The following is an 18,362-nucleotide window of genomic DNA, read 5'->3' as shown; positions in this document are numbered from 1 at the left end:
AGGGATGGAAAGGATTATAAGACTGATAAAGGGAGAAAATTGAGTTTCATGAGGGGCATTTTTATAAGTTGTTGGATAAATCACAAAAAAAGAAAAAAGTTAGAGGGTACCCTTTTCGGACACCCTCGTGTACGTATGTACCGCCGAACGTTTCTTGTCCGCTTCCAACTGTCCGATCACCGACTGCATGTAACATGCCAGATCCGGTAAGTTCGTGGTTAGCGTCCCTCCTGCATTCCTTTCTTTTTCATCCATAATACTCTGATTTTTAGTTCCGCATCGCGCGTATGTCCTGAAACAGGCATGACGACGGGAAAGTTTTGGGATGCAAAGTAAAGAACGTGAGGAAGTGATAAAGAACACAAAAGGGGAAATAAAAGAACCCGGCAAATATTCAATTTCAGGCGTAGGCTGTATAATTTATCTATTCCGGATGTCCAGGTTGGACACCGAAATAACCACCAACTTTATCCGCCGCTGTTCTTTCACTTATCACGATAAAACGATCTGTTTTTGCTTCTTCTCCTAACACAGAGATAAGAGCAAGTTTGGTTAAGTGATGCAAGGGAAAATCAATAATGCTAATTTATAGTTAAGGGGTACCCTCAAATTATTAAATAGAATCCTAACAGAAAGAAATTTTACACTAATGAAAATATAATCACCCATTTCTATATGTAAAGTATTGAATCTATAATTATATTAAGGCATTCCCTATTTTCTTTTAAAAGAAGACTACTTATGGTAACCTTTAGCACAATCTATTGATTAACTTTGCACCCCAAGAACAAGAAATATATGAAAATCAATGCTGAAACAAAATATTGCCAAACGTGTGGAATCCCATTAGACATAGATTATACCAATCTTAAAGCAAACCAAAATGTGGAGTATTGCGACTATTGTTTGCACAACGGGGTTAAACTCTATGATTTCTCAATGGATTATCTCATTTATCTTTGGGGGCTTTTCCCCGAAGAATATTATAAAGAGACAGGAGTCAATCTCACTTCGGAAGAATTGAGAGCGGAAATGTCCAAACGGCTTCCGAATATCAAGAGGTGGAAACAAAAGATCAATACGGCTCATGTGCAATATGATTTGATTATAAGAGTTCAGGAGTATATCAACCGCCATTTGTTTGACGACCTTAATTCCGAAAAGCTATCGCATGTTGCAGGTATCTCCAAATATTATTTTCGCAGGCTTTTCAAAGCAGTTTGTGGCGAAAATATGGGAATGTACATTCAACGACTGAGATTAGAGTACATTGCATTTAAGCTAATAACAACTGATATAAGTGTCCCGAAACTTCTCGGGCAAATCAATTATCAGAACAAGCATACACTTTCGAGGGCATTCAAGAGTTATTTCAATTGTTCCATTCCGGAATTTCGCAAAAAGCATTCAAACGTCAATCCTGAAAGAAAGAATCCGATACGAATTGAACCAAGTATTGAAAAAATATCTGGTATCCGAATCGCATACTTGAAATTGGAAAGAACAAATAATGTCATCCATAGCTTCTCTGTTTTGTGGAAGCAGTTGCTACAATTTTCCGAAAAATATGAATTGTCTTCAAAAGGATGTAAATACATGAGTTTGACTCTCGATTATCCGTATATCACGCCAGAAGAACAAAGCCGTTTTATGATTGGGGTAATATTGCCCAAATCATTTGAAATGCCGAAAGGCTTTGGCGTTTATGAGATTCATGCGGGAGAATATGCAATCTTTCGTTTCAAAGGGTTTTATCATGAACTGAATAAGGTGTACCGCCATATTTACCTTGACTGGTTGCCGACAAGCGATTATGCCCTGCGAGAACAGCTCACCTTTGAGACTTACATCAACACTCCCGAAAAAACTCCGGCTGCGGAGCTTATAACAGATATTTATATCCCTATTACAAAAAAAGAAACATGAAATACTTAAACCCAGAGATAGAAAACGAATTAAAAAATCAAGGAGCAGAACTGATACGCTTTGTCGGCATATCGCATTTGAATGAAAAGCAAAACAGACAACTCCCGAACGCCATTGTTTTTGCACTCCCGCTAACCGCAGAATATGCTAAAATGGTATTTAATATTCCCGACTACGTACAAGCACGGATAGCGGATAATTACAATTTCGACGATGATGAATATTCGCAAACCGAACATAAGGCGGGAGAAATAGCAGACGAATTGGCCAAGTTCATCACCGGAAAGGGGTATAAAGCCATATCGCAATCCGATACAGGATTAGTGGCTGACGGCGTATTCAATTTTGAAACAAAAGAATCAGTATTGCCCCATAAAACCGTTGCACTACTTGGCGGATTAGGGTGGATTGGGAAAAACAACCTGTTAATTACTCCTGAATATGGTGCAGCACAATGTCTCGGTACGGTTTTAACTGATGCTCCACTGGAAACGGTATTGCATGAACCTCTAACTCCAAAATGCGGAAATTGCATTACTTGTGTCAATATCTGCGAGAGAAAGGTCCTTAAAGGTAAAGTTTGGAGTAGATCTGTTTCAAGAGATGAAATCGTTAACATACATGGATGTAGTACCTGTTTGAAATGCCTTGTGCATTGTCCCAGAACACAAACATATATAAAGAGGAATATTGTCTGAATCTCCACAAGCAACAAACGAAGGTTCACAAGAATAAAAACGGAAGAGAAATCAATCCCTTCCGTTTTCATTCTTATATTTTTCCATAACCAATAATCGAAAAATCTAAATCCTTCGAATTACCCTGGCGGGGTTACCTGCCACAATCGTGTTCGGTTCTACATCACTGGTCACAACACTGCCCGCTCCTACAACACTATTCTCACCGATTGTAACTCCCGGAAGGATCGTAGCCCCTGCTCCTATCCATGCCCTGCTACAAATATGTACCGGTCTACAAGTAATAATCGAGCGATTGTCAAGATCATGATTATTCGATATCAGTTGTACGTTGGCAGCTATCTGAGCATCATCGTCAATCGTAATACCACCGGCAGACATCATCAGGCAACCATTCATAATAATGACATGGCGGCCAATCTTCACCTCATGGGGACGAACGACAGTAAGCGGAGTATTCACACGACTGCCTTCCCCCATATCCGGAAAAAGACGATGAAGCAGCTCATCATATTCGTCCGTCATCGGCATAGTATGGTTCAGGCGGAATACCAATTGTGCCTGTTCTTTCGCCAAAGCAAGTTCCGCCTCACTCTGGTGTGCGCAGTCTATTCTTATTTCTTTCATATATAATGCTACTCCTTATTTCAATCTCTTCCCATCCGAAAAGGCGTTACCTACCTTTTTACCCACTTCCAGGTAATCGTTATTGAACGGATCGAATATAATAGGAGACACTTTGGATACATCCACCTTACCATTTTCGTCGAGAACACGTTCATCTACACTTACGTTTATTATCTCACCACGCAAAATGCAGGTTTCAGGATTATAATCCTTCAACTTACATTCCAGCACTACAGATAATTCGTCGATCAACGGTGCATCTACAAACTCCGAACGAGTAGCATGGAAACCTGCACGAGCAAATTTATCCGAAACCTTATTGCCGGAAACAATACCCACGTAATCACAGGCAACCACCTGTCCGACCTCTGCCATACTTACGGTAAAAGCCTTACGCTTCAGTATATTGGCTGTCGTTTTATGTCCCTCACTAATACAAATACTAATTTCATGCATCTCGCTGATACCACCCCAAGCCGCATTCATAGCATTGGGAGTACCATTTTCATCATAAGCAGCGATAATAAACACCGGCTGCGGATAAGTAAAGGGCTTTGCCCCAAAATTCTTTCTCATAACAATTTATTTTTTAGTCCATTTCTTAATATCTTCCTTCGCCACACCATTCAAAAGGCGACCCTTTTGCCATTTCATATCAGGATAGGTTTCCTGTAACTCTTTTTCCGCATTAGAAATACTACTGCTACCCGATGTAGCAAACGGAATAATGTTTTAGTCTCTATTATCATGGTACAAAATTACAGAATAATATTCATCATTAAGGTATATAAATCACTGATTATCTAACCAAAATCACTGATAAAAGAAAAAACGAAGGACGAGCTTAAATCTATATCTGGGTTACCGGTAACTTCGATGATACTAAAAGTCTTTTAGATTTAGAAATAGTATGTGTAAGAGGCTGTGTCGAAACTCTTTTCACCACAGAGTAGCACAGAGTATCACAGAGTTTTTCACTAATAATCAGTAACTTTAAAACACCTCTGTGTTACTCTGTGTCCTCTGTAGTGAGTCATGACACCCTCTTACACATAAGTTACACATTCATTATCAATACATTAAGAAATCGACATATTAGCTATCTTTTGAAACTCAGTATATATGCAGACAAAAACAGACAAATTCTCAATTTTATATATTTCCAATCCAAGTTATCGAAGTAACAAACAAATATTTTATCTTTGCCTGAAAGAGAGTTCTTTGAAGATTAATGCAGAATAATGAAATTGACCTCAAAAATCAATCGTTACCTAATTCACTATTCATTTTTCTTTGACTTCACGAATATCCTGCTAATCAGGCTATTTCGTCACTGTAGTTTTTGACTTTAGTGTTATTTAGTCTTATCAGATGTGATAATCCAGAAAGTTTACTATTATCTTTGTTTGCATGAAACTCCCCATAAAACATATTGCCATACTCGTAATAGCCTCTTTGATAGCTATTTTTGCCTACCAGACATATTGGTTGGTCAGCATGTACCATACCATGAAAACAGACATGGAGCATTCCATTACCGAGGCTATGCGCACATGTGATTATAATGAAATGATGCTACGCATAGAATGCATGCGCCGTGATGACAAAGATCATGGTGAGATCTCTGTCTCTGCCGGGTACAATGATGAAGGTGGAACACTGGTTCGCAGCAGCACTACAGTTCATAAAGAGAAGGTTCCCAAAGGTATGGATGTACAACAGGACACCATTCTTAGAACCGAAAAAAAACTGGACACCCTGATCGTAGTCCGTAATGATCAAAAGGAAATAAAAGTAATCCCCAAGGACTCTACTTCGCAGGAAGTGAAAACTGCCATGCTACAAACGAAAGGTGGTCTGGACCTATTATTGAAAGATCAGAGTAGCATGCTCGAACTGGCTACTTATTTTCAAAGGGGATTACATTCGGGACTTGACATAATCATGGATCCCAATTTTCAGTCCTACGACAGCCTGCTGACACTAAACCTGCAAGAAAGGGGAATAACACTTCCATATCGGATAGAATATCTGCGTTTCAGCCACACTCTCGATTCTACTCAGTTTTTTACCGATACCTTGGGAGTTGCCGGTACAGCGGACTACATCCCCGGACCGGATGCACATACTTACGACTATACTTTCGACATCCATTCACACTCGCTCTACCGCCTCCGGATGGATTCTGTAGCCGGAGTTATTGTCCGGCAGATGGCTGGTATACTTATTACTTCATTTATCATCTTGTTGATATTAGGATTCTCTTTCTGGTACTTGATCCGTACATTGCTGAAACAGAAAACACTGGAAGAAATGAAAAGTGATTTCACCAACAACATCACGCATGAATTAAAGACCCCTATAGCTGTGGCATATGCCGCCAACGACGCATTGCTAAACTTCGGACAAGCTGATGAGAAAGAAAAGCGAGACAGATATCTGAATATCAGCCAGGAGCAACTGCAAAGACTCAGTGGGCTGGTCGAACAGATACTAACGATGAGTATGGAACAGCGTAAGACTTTCCGACTCCGCCCGGAAGAGATAACTCTTATCCCTTTGCTCGAAACATTAGCAGAGCAACACCGACTCAAAGCAAAGAAACCCGTCAGCATTGACTATAAAACAGAACCGGAAGATCTTACGGTATTTGCCGACCGGACTCATTTCAGCAATATTCTGAGTAATCTGATAGACAATGCCGTGAAATACTCATCGGAGAAAGCCGTTATCCATATCCGCTGTCGTGAAACAGAAGTTAACGGAAAAGTAGAAATTTCAGTCACCGATGAGGGAATAGGTATCGCACAAGAGAAACAAAAACATATATTCGACAAATTTTACCGTGTACCGACCGGAAATCTCCATAACGTAAAAGGATACGGTCTGGGACTCTACTATGTGAAAACAATGATTGAGAAGCATGGAGGCACAGTTTGTGTAGAAAGCGAACCAGGACACGGTAGTACATTCACCATTATGTTATGAAAGAGAAAATTAAAGTATTATTAGTGGAAGACGAACTGACCCTCGCCATGATTATCAAGGATACACTTGAAGAGAATGACTTCACCCTCACCATTGCTGCCAACGGTGAAGAGGGATTGCGTATGTTTTTCGACATACGTCCGGATGTACTGGTAGCCGACGTGATGATGCCACGTATGGATGGCTTTGAGATGGTAAGACGTATCCGCCAGACCGATAAACAGACCCCGGTACTTTTCCTGACAGCCCGTTCGGCCATCAATGACGTAGTAGAAGGTTTTGAATTGGGCGCCAATGATTACCTGAAAAAGCCATTCGGAATGCAGGAACTGATCATCCGTATTAAAGCATTGGTAGGTAAGGCATTCAGTTTTGCAGAAGAAAAGAAAATAACCACACGGTTTGAGATAGGCAACTATTTGTTCGATACCCTTGCACAAACACTGACACATGCCGGATTGAAACAAGAGCTCTCCCATCGGGAAACAGAAATTCTAAAACGGCTTTGCGAAAATCAGAATCAGGTAGTCAACACACAGAATGTACTACTCGACCTTTGGGGAGACGATAGCTTTTTCAATTCACGGAGCTTACATGTTTTCATCACTAAACTCCGACATAAATTATCGGCTGACGAACGTATACGCATCGTAAATGTCAGAGGAATCGGATACAAATTGATATTAAACTAAAAAACAGCATGATAACCCTAAAGATATACAGCACATTTATACTGGCAATCATGTCTACGATAGCCTTTGCACAAACGGAACAACCGCAAGACAGCGTCACAGGTCATCGCAGGACTGTGCCCGAAATCCGTCAGGAATTACTTGAACGTATTCGGACAATATTCACTTAATGGCCAACGTAACTCTAAAATGGGCTATATGGTTCCCGATCTCTATATGCAAAGCCATTTCGGAGGTACACTCGACTACATGTTCAATGATAAATTCGGTATTACCGGGGGAGCTGTCCATGAATTTAATCCAATAAAAGGGCACTGGGAAACCACCCCTGTTTTCGGTCCCGTAATTCATCTAAAAAAGAAATAAAGGATTCACGGCAAGCTGATTATTTTCATATCTTTGCGACACTAAAGATAAACCCAACGGATATGAAGAAGCTGATATTCTTTTTGCTGCTGTTACTGAGTACGGCCTCACTTTCTGCACAGTCGGAATTACCGTCCGACAGCATCCGGCATTTGCCCTCTACCGTCAAACAATACGGAGACTTCCTGATCGACATGGGACTGTTTATGGCAGCTCCTCCCAAACTACCGGAATATAAATTCGAGCTGCCCGATGCGAGCAAAGATTATAGCCGAATATTCAGTCTAAATCCCGACATTATAATGACACAAGGGTTATCCAATGTATTCACGCCCTCTCTTTCATACGGATTTGGTGGTTTCTTCTCGTCTCCACAACAACTCCAGATGGGATCGTTTAAACTGAAAAACGGCATGCGCCTGAATACATACGGAGAATATAATGCCAAAGGCCAGAAGGTGCCTAACCATGGTGCCATGCCATGGGAAAAGAATAACTTCAAAGGTGCTTTTGAAATGAAATCTTCCGATGGTAATTTCGGTATCCGCATCGAGGTTCAACAAGGACGCTACTATCCATATTAAAAAAGAAAGAAATGAAAAACATACTGATTATCGGTGCAAACGGATTTACGGGCCGCCGGATACTGAACGATTTGTCGGCTAAATCTATCTACAATGTCACCGGATGTTCTTTAAGAGATGATATCTGCCCCGGAAAGGGTTACCGTTTTGTACGTACAGACATTCGGGACACAGATGCCGTACAAAGGTTATTCAATGAATCCCAACCGGACATTGTAATCAATACTTCTGCCCTTTCGGTGCCGGATTATTGTGAAACTCACCATGCAGAAGCTGAAGCCACGAATGTAACGGCTGTTGAAACCATTTCACATGCCTGTGAACAGTATGGCAGCCGTTTCATCCATCTGTCAACTGATTTTGTATTTGATGGTAAAAGCAATCAACTCTACAAAGAAGAAGATGAAGCCTCTCCAGTCAATTATTACGGAGTTACGAAACTGAAAGCTGAAAAAGTGGTGGCTGATTGCTGCAGCAATTATGCAATAGTGCGTGTAGTTGTTGTTTATGGAAAGGCTCTCACGGGGCAGCATGGCAACATTCTTCAGTTAGTTGCCAACCGGTTGAGAAAAGGGGAAACAATTCGTGTTGTATCCGACCAATGGCGTACACCGACTTTTGTAGGAGATATTTCGGAAGGAGTAGAAAAGCTGATGTTTCACCCCTCCAACGGAATCTATCACATTTGCGGGAATGAATGTCTCACGATTGCCGAAATCGCCTACCGGGTAGCCGATTTTCTGAAACTGGACCGTTCTTTGATTGAGCCCGTCACTACCGAAGAAATGCAAGAGGCTACTCCCCGTCCCCGCTTTAGCGGATTGAGCATTGAAAAAGCTAAAACTGAAATCGGATACAACCCACACACATTGGAAGAAGGAATGGCAGCCTGCTTGTCTGAATAGTATCGACACTTATATTTTTTCACCACAGAGGAGACACAGAGGGCACAGAGTTTTAATGTTCTTATTTGACGTATTCGCAAAATCAGATATTAATCCTCCGTGCCCTCTGTGGTGAAAAAGCGGGCTTCATCCTAACTTCTCCAACAATTCTTCAATACTCCCCACCATCACCACTTCTCCTTCCTGCAGATGCATAATGAATCCATTACCCTCTTTCAAATCACCGGTTTCGATATAAATATCGGACTCGATGTTACGATTTGCCAGAATTCCATTACGCTGCAAGGCTTTACGTACCATGGCATATTTCTGTCCGTGCCCTACCAGACGTATTCGTGATGTATATTCATTATCTACCCGGAACAAACCGGTCTCCAGATCGAATACAATACCTTTACGAGCGAAGAAACTACTCAATTTACCACTTAGGGAAAGATCCTCGGGAGTGCCGATAGTCACTCCATTCATCTTATCCATCAGCCATATTTTATCGGCAATCTGTAAAGCCAACTCTAAGTCGTGGGTAGAAAGAAAAATCGTTTTGTTGGTCTGCCGACTCAGTTGGTGGAGCAATTGCATCATCTCCACTTTACTGGGAAAGTCGAGAAAGGCTGTCGGTTCATCCAGAAAAATCACCGGGGTTTCTTGTGCCAGTGCTTTGGCAATCATTGCTTTCTGGCGCTCACCATCACTCAGGGTATGTACCATGCGGTGCGCCAGATTCTCAATCTTTACCAGAGCAATAGAACGTTCAACCACCTCTTTGTCTTCTCCACGGAGTGTTCCCCAAAAACCGGTATACGGACTCCGGCCTAAACCTACAAGCTCGTGTACCGTCATATTGCGTATGTCACATTTCTCGGTGAGCACCACACTAATCACAGTCGACAACTCCTTGTCGGTATACGCATCGATTTCCTTACCCACAATCTCTATCTTGCCTCCCAGTTTAGGCTGAAAAGCCGAAAGCGTACGCAACAAAGTAGACTTCCCCACTCCATTAGCGCCCAGTAAGCAAGTCAATTCGCCACAGTTAATGCCGGCATTGATGCGGTCGGCCACCACTTTGACATCGGTCTTACCCAGATAGCCTATCGAAAGGTTTTCTATATGAATGGTCTTCTGCTTCATATCTTTATTCACTTAATTCACTTTTACGTTTACGGAACAACACAGATGCCACGACCGGCGCACCGACCAATGCTGTCACGGAGTTGACGGGAAGTGCCCCCTCGAACCCCGGCATACGGGCCACCAGATTACACACCAAAGCCAGTGACGCCCCCGCCAGCAAAGTAGCCGGCATCAGGATGCGGTGATCTGAAGTGTGAAAGATGGCACGGCAAAGGTGGGGAACCGCCAAACCGATAAACATGATCGGACCACAATAAGCCGTCACAATGGCGACAAGCACTCCCGAACAAGAGATTACCAAAAGCCGGGCACGCTTTATGTTCAATCCCAGGTTACGGGCATATCCATCGCCAAGCAGCATCAGGTTCATGGTTTTAATCAACAGGAAAGAGAGCGGAATCAGTACGACCATAATGCAGACAAACAAAGTCATCTGATCTCCGGAGACACGGGCAAAACTTCCCAGTCCCCAGATCACATAGGCACGGATATCTTCTTCCACACTAAAATATTTGAGTACACCGATGATAGCACTTGCCACATACCCAATCATCACACCGATTATCAACAGTGTGACGTTCCCTTTCACTTTTTGCGACACATATACAATAAGTGCCATAACCGACAAGGCTCCGATAACAGCCGCTAACGAAAGTGCCACTTCACCCATATATCCCAGTTTGCTAAGTGCCACACCTCCCAACGCACCGGACAGCAATACGACAAAAGCTACCCCCAGACTGGCACCGGAACTGATTCCAAGTACGGAAGGTCCCGCCAGCGGATTACGGAATACGGTTTGCATCTGCAAACCACTGATGGAAAGCCCGGCACCGGCCACTAAAGCTGTCAGGGCCTGTGGCACACGTGATTTCCAGATTATATTCTGCCAGATAATGGACTCATCTGTCCCTCCCCAAAGTATGTTCCATACCGAACCGATAGGGATGGAAACCGAACCCAAAAGAAGGTTCAACAGGAAAAAGATAAAAATAGATGCCGCTATAAGCAACATAAGAGGTACTGTCGGTCGTTTCATCAGGCAGATCAATTGAGGCGTTCGTAATAAACAGGAGTATAATCGGGCAACAAATCCGGATGAAAAGCTTTAATCAAATCCTCCAGTACAACTTCCGGCTGGGTAGGCATACTTTCATAAAACGGCTTCTCCCGCATATTGCAATAAATCACCCCTTTATCACGGAAAGCCCGGAAATCGGCATATCTCGGATCTTCGCTTTTCAGTGCATCATAAGAAAAGGCTCCGTCGAAACTATTGACAATGCGCCAATAATCGGCATTCTCTGCCTGGCTATACACCGTTTCAAAATCGAGCGTGACACCTCCTGAACGGGGATCGTCTTTCAAGAAATAGTCGGCTCCTGCGTCACGGAAAAGTTGTGCCAGAAAACTCTTACCTCCTACAGCATACCAGTTGCCTCCCCGGATTTCTCCACTGAAAACTACCGGACGCTTTTCTACATGGGCAACCCGCTCTTTCAGTTCGTTATAATGCTTTTCAATAGCCGCAAACTTCCGGTTGGCCGCTTCTTCTTCACCTATAAAAAGTCCGATAAACTTAATCCACTCGGCCTGCCCCAACGGAGTCATCTCTTTGTAACCCAGATGCGGAACCAGCGGAATACCTACTTCACGCATGGCATCGTATCCGCCTCGTTTGAATGGTGAGATGAAAATGACATCGGGATTTACACTCATGATTACTTCGTTATCGAAATTCCCCTCAATACCTATCTTAGCTGTTTTCCCTTGCTTCAGACGTTCGTTCATCTCTTTGTTGAAAAGATGGCGGGTGCTCGTAATACCTACCACATGACTTAAAGCATCCAGTTTAATGAAATTTGATAACTGCAAGGAGGTCATACAGATAACACTTTTAACAGGCGTTTCTATGACCGTATAGTCAGCAGGAATATTTTCGGGTTTCACGCCTCTGGGTACAAGCGCATAATGAAAAGACTCGCCGCCTTCCTTCTGAGGATCACTGATATCGACCAAACGGCACGTAGGTGTATAAGTCACTCTGAATCCTTTGGCATAAACAGGTGTGATACGGATGGAAGAAGTATCGGCCGCCTCACAGGTTACAGTTGTTACGTTCTGGTTGTTCTTCGGACGGCAACCGGCAAAAGAAATACAGGCCAGCAGTGCGCATCCAATCAGGAATTGTTTCATCGGTATTCGTCTTTTAATTCAGATTATAGCGGTCAAAGATACTTAATAATTCTTGTTTCATAGGGATATTTTCCTCACTTTTGCAGAACATTAAGATGATAAACCGATAGCAAATGACAACATCACACCCTATACGTTTCGTATCTTTAGGACCGGGTGAACCGGACCTGATAACACTAAAAGGATTCAAAGCCCTGCAAACGGCCGACTGTATCTTTTGTCCTGCCACCATGACCCGAGACGGGAAATCTTCGTCACGGGCACTTTCCATTCTGGATACTCTCGGATTCTCGGACACCGTACAATGTTTCCGGCTTCCAATGGACAAAGATCGGACACAAGCTCTAAAAGCCTACGAAGCTGTATACGAAAGCAGCAAAACACTCCGTGCGGAAGGGAAAAACATTGTAATTGTGGCGGAAGGAGATGCAGGTCTCTACTCTTCCATCCATTATATTTACGACAAGCTGCGGGAAGACGGTATCCCTGTAGAACAGATTGCAGGTATTCCCGCTTTTATAGCTTCCGGAGCAATGGCAGGCATGCACATCGTCAGCCGGGAAGAACGGCTGATTATACTACCCGGACTTGTCACAACCAAAGAACTGGAAAATTACCTGAAGCAACAAACCGTAGTGGTCATTATGAAGCTCTCGCAATGTGTAGAAGAAGTACACCAATGCATAAACAGCCATCCAGAATATCAGTATCACTATTTTGAGAATGTAGGAACAGAGAAGGAATACTACTCTTGCTCCAACGAAGAACTCCGTGAGAAGAGATTCCCCTATTTTTCAGTAATGATTATCAGGTTCTGACCGGACTTTATCCGGTGAAGGTCTTGAACTACCTATAGACGAGTTGTGTACCCCGGCATATACCGGTTGTACAACTCGTCATGGACCAGTTGTGTAACTCGCACGAATCTTTCATACCCTGCCTTCCTCTCATACAAAAAGCGCGTTTCGATCTTCCATCTTCCACCTTTTAGAGTGCATATCGTTGATTGTGAGATGTATAGATTGGTGGAAGATGCGGTTTTTATGCCATTTATCTTCCACCCCCATCTTCCATCTTCCACCCGCTGTTTTAGGGAATATTTCAATAGTAACGATTTGGAAAACAAATGGATATGTCCAATTTCTTATCCGTTTATCTCTCTAAAAGCATTTCATTTCCCTTACTCTCTTTAGTGCAAATGGTCGGATCCTTATCTCGGCCCGGGCATGCGGGCTCATCGGCCCGGGTATGCGGGCTCATCAGCCCGGGTATGCGGGCTCGTCAGCCCAGGTACGCGGGCTGGGATAAAGAGTTGTATGACAATGGTTAATCTACTACACTTCTCCGGTAATAGTCGGCCGGATTCTTTCTTAAAAAAGAAACAACGAAGCGCTGTTTCCACATCGCTGTGTGCGAATGGAAGGTTTTGTGGGGAGGGACAAGGGAGGAAGACGGTTGTTAGATGAAAAAGCCGTGTGTAACTCGTCTATTATTGGTCAGGACGATTGCATATTTGAGATGGAATAATTACCTTTACATGCCCCTAATACGATGATGATTATGAAAACAACCAAACTCCAACTTTCCCTTTTAGCCCTTTTCCTGGGATGTGTTTCTCTGCAAGCACAATACAAATGGGCAAATCCATTAAACCAAGATATCCATGTGGTGCGCGGACAAGCATGGCAGAGCGAATTAAAAGATTCATATGCCCGACTGCCTCTACGGGCCCGGGATAAAGTGCGCAAGCCTTTATGGGATTTGGCGCAGCAAAGTGCAGGACTGTCTGTTGCGTTCCGTTCCAATGCACCGGAAATAAAGGTTCGTTATGTGGTGAAAGGCGGACTCTCTATGCCACACATGCCGGCAACCGGAGTTTCGGGTGTAGACTTATACGCTACGGACAACAACGGACGGGAACGATGGTGTGCCGGACGATACTCCATGGGTGACACGATAACCTACAGTTTCAGCGGACTTTCATATGCAGCCAAATCCGGTAACGGATTCGAATATCAATTATTTTTGCCGTTATACAATAAAGTATCGTGGATGGAAATAGGAGTTCCTGCCGATGCCTCTTTCCGTTTTCTACCGGCCTCGCAGGAAAAGCCACTGGTTATATACGGCACTTCTATTGCACAAGGAGCTTGCGCTTCCCGCCCGGGCATGGCATGGGGAAATATTTTAAACCGGAAATTGGGACATCCGGTCATCAATCTTGGTTTCTCCGGCAATGGAAAGCTGGAAGAAGCGCTCTTTGATCTGTTGTCTGAAATCGATGCGCAATTGTATATCATCGATTGCATGCCCAATCTGTCGGGAAAGAAAGAATCCGCCGTTGTATACGAGCGCACTCTGAAAGGAGTGAAAAAGCTGCGTGAAAAGAGCCGGACCCCTATCTTGCTGGTAGAACACGACGGTTATAGTAACGAATATAGTTCCGAAAGTGCGGAAGAATCTTATCGTGTAGCCAATGCAGAACTGCGCAAGGCATATGAAACGTTACAAAAAGAGCAGGTTCCGGCTGTATACTATCTGACCAAGGAAGAGATCGGTATCCCGATGGATGCCATGGTAGATGGTGTTCACTCCACCGACCTGGGTATGCAACAATACGCTGACAGCTACCAGAAGAAAATACGTGAAATTTTGTGTGAAGACAATCAAGGACCTGCTTCGTGCATCCCATGCAAGCAACAAAGAGATCCGTATGATTGGTACGGCCGTCACGAAGAAATCTTGAAACTGAACAAACAAAGTGCTCCTGAAATAGTGATGATCGGCAACTCGATAACACACTTCTGGGGAGGCGACCCCATCGCGCATAACCAGTTTGGCAAAGAATCCTGGGAGAAATTATTCAAAGGGAGAAGTGTACGTAACCTCGGATTCGGCTGGGACAAAACAGAGAATGTACTATGGCGCATCTATCACGGAGAACTGGACGGTTTCCAGGCTCGCAATATATTTCTGCTGATAGGTACCAATAATCTGTCATTCAACAGTGATGAAGAAATTATAGAAGGTATCTGCCGGATCGCAAAAGCCATTCATGAACGTCAGCCGCAGGCAAAACTCTGTATCATGGGCATCCTGCCAAGAAAAGGGATGGAAGCCCGCATTGCCGGAATCGATGCGGAATTACAAAAACAACTGGCAGGCAAAGACTGTACTTACATTGACCTTGCTCCGCAACTGACGCAAAAAGACGGATCGATAGACTCTTCTCTGTTCCGTGACGGACTGCATCCGAATGCAGAAGGATACAAGCGGATCGCAAAGGTGCTGAAAGGGTATCTATAAGCAGAGATCCGGTTGCTGATAAATACATATCAACCTTTCATCATTACAAGATATTCAGATGAAAGATCTGAGATATACCTGTTACCGAAATCTGTATGCCGATGCAAAATGTAAAAAAGGCTACGAGCTTATTTATAATCTGATTGCCTACAGGCCCGAGTTTCTGAATAATCCTCTGCCCCTGTGAGAGGAAAACATACAGTATCGCAGCCATACAGATGATGACAAGTGCGATAACAAAATAGTTGATTCCGGTCTGCAGTAGTTTCCCTTTGACACTGGCAGAGGCCATCAAAGTGAATATGACAGATATACTGCCGGGACCGATGCTGATGGGGAATGTGATGGGGTAAAATATCTTCTGTTCTATATTCTTCCATTTAAAGCTATCCAGATTCTGGTTAGACTCTCCCTTATCAGAAGAACCGGAATCGGCAAGCAATTCCATTGCCGTTTTACAAATCAGTATGCCGCCTCCAAGTTGAATCACAGGAATGGCCAGACCGAAAATCAACAAAAACAGATGCCCTATCACCAAAGTACCGACACCGATCATTATAAAGTTGAAAATCAGCTTCTGAATGGCAGTCTTTCGCTGTTTTGGGTCCAGGTCTGTAAAAAAGCCATTTACAACAAAACCGTTTCCCAAAGGGTTTACTACGGGAAACAAAGCCATAAAGGAGGATGAAAATATGATTAGCAGATTACTCAACGACATAGTTCTTGCTTTTTAAAACACTTTATTAAGAATGCAACACTCATCTACAAACACAGATTGCCTCTTATTGATGTTATAAATGCAAGAAACATCTTCTTATTGTGATATTTTAACAGCCCATCATATACGTGCCAAAGCATATGCTAACGTACGTACCCCACTTAGAAATCCGGATGATGCGTCACCCGAAAATGACCTTCACTTCCGTCCCCTTCCCTTCTTCGGAGGCAATCTCTATTTTTCCTCCGTAAACAGAAAATATTTTCGCTGAAAGGCTGAGTCCAACCCCCTGCCCTGTATATTCTCTCGTATTACTTCCCCGGTAGAACGACTGGAAGATATGTTCTATCTCGTCCTTGGGAATTCCGATTCCGGAGTCCCCGACCGCTATTCCCCATCGTTCCCCCTCTTTGTAAAGCCGCACAATCACCTCTTCTTGCGAATACTTGCAGGCATTGTCTATAATGTTCTGCAAGGCTATCTTAAACAAATAGGGATTTGCATCGACCACAGCACTCTTTACGCCCTCCTCCGGATATTGCAACCGGAGGCGGGGAACAGCAGAACTCATCTCCTGTAATAAGTCTGCCAGATAAATCTTTTCGACGTTGTTTTTCCGGATATCCTCTTCCTGCCTCGACAAAAACATCAAATGCCTGATCAAGTTAGAGAGACGTTTGCTTTCCCCGGCAATTCGTTGAAGGGCTTCGACATATTCCTCCGTGCTACGCTCCTTTAACAAACTGATTTCACACTCACCCTGAATGGCGGTAATGGGATTATTCAATTCGTGGGAAGCATGGCTGACAAACGATTTTTCTGCTTTGAACGCAGTGTCGATACGGTCGAGCATACTGTTTAATGCTTCTATCAAATGATCCAGTTCATCTTTATTGCCGGTAGTCTTCAGTCGGCGGTTCAGGCTATTGCCCCGTATCCGCTGCAACTGCAATAAAATATGTTGTAAGGGGATTAATATTCTCGTAGAATAAAGTTGTCCCATGAAGAAGATCAATACTGAACTGCTGAGTATCAGGAAGGTAGATAATACCAGCAAATGTTCCTGTATTTTAACCCCATAGCCATTATGCGACATTACGATTACGATAAAGTTTCCCTCATTGTCAGGATAGTACAAAGCAGCTCCCAGCATATCTTTATGGACAAAAGATACCGATGACATCTCCTTTGAATCAAGGAGCAGTTTTTGTTGCCCAGCAGAAAGATATTTATTCAACGTATCACGTACCACGACGTCACTGTCCATATTCAGCAAAATCTCTTTGGCCTCCGGCAACAGTTCATCATACTTCCGTTGAATGGCCAGATAGCTTTGTTCGTCCACCTCATCCCGTTCCCAATGTTTCTGGGCAGTCAGAAAAGCTTTTTCCCGAAGATACGACTGATACAATCCGTCGATATACCTCGAACTGAAGAGATAAAACACTCCAATGACGATCATGGTGGTCAACACTGTTATCAACGTATAAAAGAGGGCAATCTTACGTCCGATTTTCATAGTCAGGTGTTTTTTAGTCAGGCATACATGATATATCCGGAACCAACTACAGTATGAATCAGTTTCTTACTAAAGTCTTTATCAATCTTACCACGAAGGTAGTTTACGTATACATCCACTACATTGGTATTCGTATCAAAATTCTTATCCCATACATCTCTCAATAATGTCAGGCGCGAAAGTACCAATCCCTGATGGGTCATAAAATATTCCAGTAAACGGTATTCCTTGACGGTGAGGTCTATCTCCGCTTCTCCACGTCTGGCACGGCGGCTGTTACAGTTAAGCACCAAATCATCACATACCAACTGCCGGGCGGAATCTTCTCTTCCTCTACGCAGGATGGCCTTGATCCGGGCTTCCAGTTCCTGAAAGCTGAAAGGCTTCACCAAGTAGTCGTCAGCTCCCGCATCCAATCCTTTTACGATATCCTCCGTCGTACCCAGCGCAGTCAACATAATCACCGGAACCAGATAACCATACTGACGGCGATAGAGACGGCAAAGCTCCAAGCCATTCATTCCGGGCATAATAATATCTATGATCAGCAGATCGAATACTTCCTGCCGGATCAGTTCCCATCCGGAATTACCGTCATTGGCAACTGACACTGTATGTCCGAACTCCTTCAGTCCCCGTTCTATGAACGAAGCTATATTCACTTCATCTTCTACCAATAATATCTTTGCCATAACTTTTGAGT

The 18,362-nt window shown here is 43.3% G+C and carries 18 protein-coding genes and 2 pseudogenes; 11 read left to right on the top strand and 9 right to left on the bottom strand.

Annotated elements, in window-relative coordinates:
• The 3 genes from KO473_RS23650 to KO473_RS23150 form a co-directional block, all read left to right on the top strand.
• Window positions 1–210: hypothetical protein (locus tag KO473_RS23650; protein WP_250716633.1), on the top strand; the 210-nt coding region annotated here is incomplete at its 5' end.
• A 588-nt stretch (window positions 211–798) separates the two neighbouring features.
• Complete coding sequence (locus KO473_RS23155) at window positions 799–1,926, top strand: GyrI-like domain-containing protein (protein ID WP_005820166.1); 1,128 nt, start codon at window positions 799–801, stop codon at window positions 1,924–1,926.
• Window positions 1,923–2,624 (top strand): epoxyqueuosine reductase, encoded by a 702-nt coding sequence (locus tag KO473_RS23150; RefSeq protein ID WP_005820164.1) that lies wholly within the window; start codon window positions 1,923–1,925, stop codon window positions 2,622–2,624. Before KO473_RS23155 ends, KO473_RS23150 begins: the two co-directional genes overlap by 4 nt.
• A 105-nt stretch (window positions 2,625–2,729) precedes the next feature.
• On the opposite strand, the gene KO473_RS23145 is transcribed toward KO473_RS23150, so the two are convergent.
• The 3 genes and pseudogenes from KO473_RS23145 to KO473_RS23135 all read right to left on the bottom strand — a co-directional run.
• Window positions 2,730–3,251: a DapH/DapD/GlmU-related protein gene (locus KO473_RS23145; RefSeq protein ID WP_005805932.1), complete on the bottom strand. Its 522-nt coding sequence runs from the start codon at window positions 3,249–3,251 to the stop codon at window positions 2,730–2,732.
• 15 nt (window positions 3,252–3,266) lie between these two features.
• Entirely contained in the window at window positions 3,267–3,827 is a 561-nt protein-coding gene (locus KO473_RS23140; RefSeq protein ID WP_005820162.1) for a flavin reductase family protein, read from the bottom strand.
• 6 nt (window positions 3,828–3,833) lie between these two features.
• Window positions 3,834–3,980, bottom strand: a pseudogene (locus KO473_RS23135) (flavodoxin); the annotation flags it as partial.
• A gap of 681 nt (window positions 3,981–4,661) precedes the next feature.
• Here KO473_RS23135 and KO473_RS23130 point away from each other — a divergent pair.
• The 6 genes and pseudogenes from KO473_RS23130 (at window position 4,662) to KO473_RS23105 (ending at window position 8,786) form a co-directional block, all read left to right on the top strand.
• Window positions 4,662–6,239: a cell wall metabolism sensor histidine kinase WalK gene (locus KO473_RS23130; RefSeq protein WP_005820161.1), complete on the top strand. Its 1,578-nt coding sequence runs from the start codon at window positions 4,662–4,664 to the stop codon at window positions 6,237–6,239.
• Window positions 6,236–6,931: a response regulator transcription factor gene (locus tag KO473_RS23125; protein WP_005805762.1), complete on the top strand. Its 696-nt coding sequence runs from the start codon at window positions 6,236–6,238 to the stop codon at window positions 6,929–6,931. The genes KO473_RS23130 and KO473_RS23125 overlap by 4 nt, the downstream gene beginning before the upstream one ends.
• Window positions 6,932–6,939: 8 nt before the next feature.
• Window positions 6,940–7,101 (top strand): hypothetical protein, encoded by a 162-nt coding sequence (locus tag KO473_RS23120; RefSeq protein ID WP_005820158.1) that lies wholly within the window; start codon window positions 6,940–6,942, stop codon window positions 7,099–7,101.
• Window positions 7,070–7,297 (top strand): annotated as a pseudogene (locus KO473_RS23115) (hypothetical protein); the annotation flags it as partial. The gene KO473_RS23120 and the pseudogene KO473_RS23115, both read left to right, overlap by 32 nt.
• 62 nt (window positions 7,298–7,359) lie before the next feature.
• On the top strand, window positions 7,360–7,881 hold the full coding sequence (locus KO473_RS23110; RefSeq protein ID WP_005805756.1) for a hypothetical protein: 522 nt from the start codon (window positions 7,360–7,362) through the stop codon (window positions 7,879–7,881).
• 11 nt (window positions 7,882–7,892) lie between these two features.
• Window positions 7,893–8,786, top strand: coding sequence for an SDR family oxidoreductase (locus KO473_RS23105; protein WP_005820154.1), 894 nt, complete (start codon window positions 7,893–7,895; stop codon window positions 8,784–8,786).
• 126 nt (window positions 8,787–8,912) lie between these two features.
• Here KO473_RS23105 and KO473_RS23100 read toward each other — a convergent pair whose 3' ends face one another.
• The 3 genes from KO473_RS23100 to KO473_RS23090 are packed head-to-tail and all read right to left on the bottom strand — an operon-like array spanning window position 8,913 to window position 12,116.
• A complete protein-coding gene (locus tag KO473_RS23100; protein ID WP_005820152.1) occupies window positions 8,913–9,917 on the bottom strand; it encodes an ABC transporter ATP-binding protein in 1,005 nt (334 codons plus the stop codon).
• Window positions 9,918–9,921: 4 nt separating this feature from the next.
• On the bottom strand, window positions 9,922–10,959 hold the full coding sequence (locus KO473_RS23095) for an iron ABC transporter permease (RefSeq protein WP_022012794.1): 1,038 nt from the start codon (window positions 10,957–10,959) through the stop codon (window positions 9,922–9,924).
• A gap of 8 nt (window positions 10,960–10,967) precedes the next feature.
• Entirely contained in the window at window positions 10,968–12,116 is a 1,149-nt protein-coding gene (locus KO473_RS23090) for an ABC transporter substrate-binding protein (RefSeq protein ID WP_005820148.1), read from the bottom strand.
• A 113-nt stretch (window positions 12,117–12,229) separates the two neighbouring features.
• On the opposite strand from KO473_RS23090, the gene KO473_RS23085 reads away from it, so the two are divergent.
• Together KO473_RS23085 and KO473_RS23080 are read left to right on the top strand one after the other, a co-directional pair.
• Entirely contained in the window at window positions 12,230–12,934 is a 705-nt protein-coding gene (locus KO473_RS23085; protein ID WP_005777562.1) for a precorrin-2 C(20)-methyltransferase, read from the top strand.
• 742 nt (window positions 12,935–13,676) lie between these two features.
• A complete protein-coding gene (locus tag KO473_RS23080; RefSeq protein WP_005820146.1) occupies window positions 13,677–15,422 on the top strand; it encodes an SGNH/GDSL hydrolase family protein in 1,746 nt (581 codons plus the stop codon).
• Window positions 15,423–15,465: 43 nt separating this feature from the next.
• Here KO473_RS23080 and KO473_RS23075 read toward each other — a convergent pair whose 3' ends face one another.
• The 3 genes from KO473_RS23075 to KO473_RS23065 all read right to left on the bottom strand — a co-directional run bounded on the left by KO473_RS23075 (window position 15,466) and on the right by KO473_RS23065 (window position 18,351).
• On the bottom strand, window positions 15,466–16,140 hold the full coding sequence (locus tag KO473_RS23075) for a MarC family protein (RefSeq protein ID WP_005805743.1): 675 nt from the start codon (window positions 16,138–16,140) through the stop codon (window positions 15,466–15,468).
• Window positions 16,141–16,321: 181 nt separating this feature from the next.
• Entirely contained in the window at window positions 16,322–17,659 is a 1,338-nt protein-coding gene (locus tag KO473_RS23070; protein WP_005805741.1) for a HAMP domain-containing sensor histidine kinase, read from the bottom strand.
• Between the two features lie 17 nt (window positions 17,660–17,676).
• Window positions 17,677–18,351, bottom strand: coding sequence for a response regulator transcription factor (locus KO473_RS23065; protein WP_005777552.1), 675 nt, complete (start codon window positions 18,349–18,351; stop codon window positions 17,677–17,679).
• Between the last annotated feature and the right edge of the window lie 11 nt (window positions 18,352–18,362).

It is taken from the genome of Bacteroides sp. HF-4919 (genome assembly GCF_018860125.1).
The sequence above is the reverse complement of the archived record's forward strand: the minus strand, read 5'-3'. Positions and strand labels throughout refer to the sequence as shown.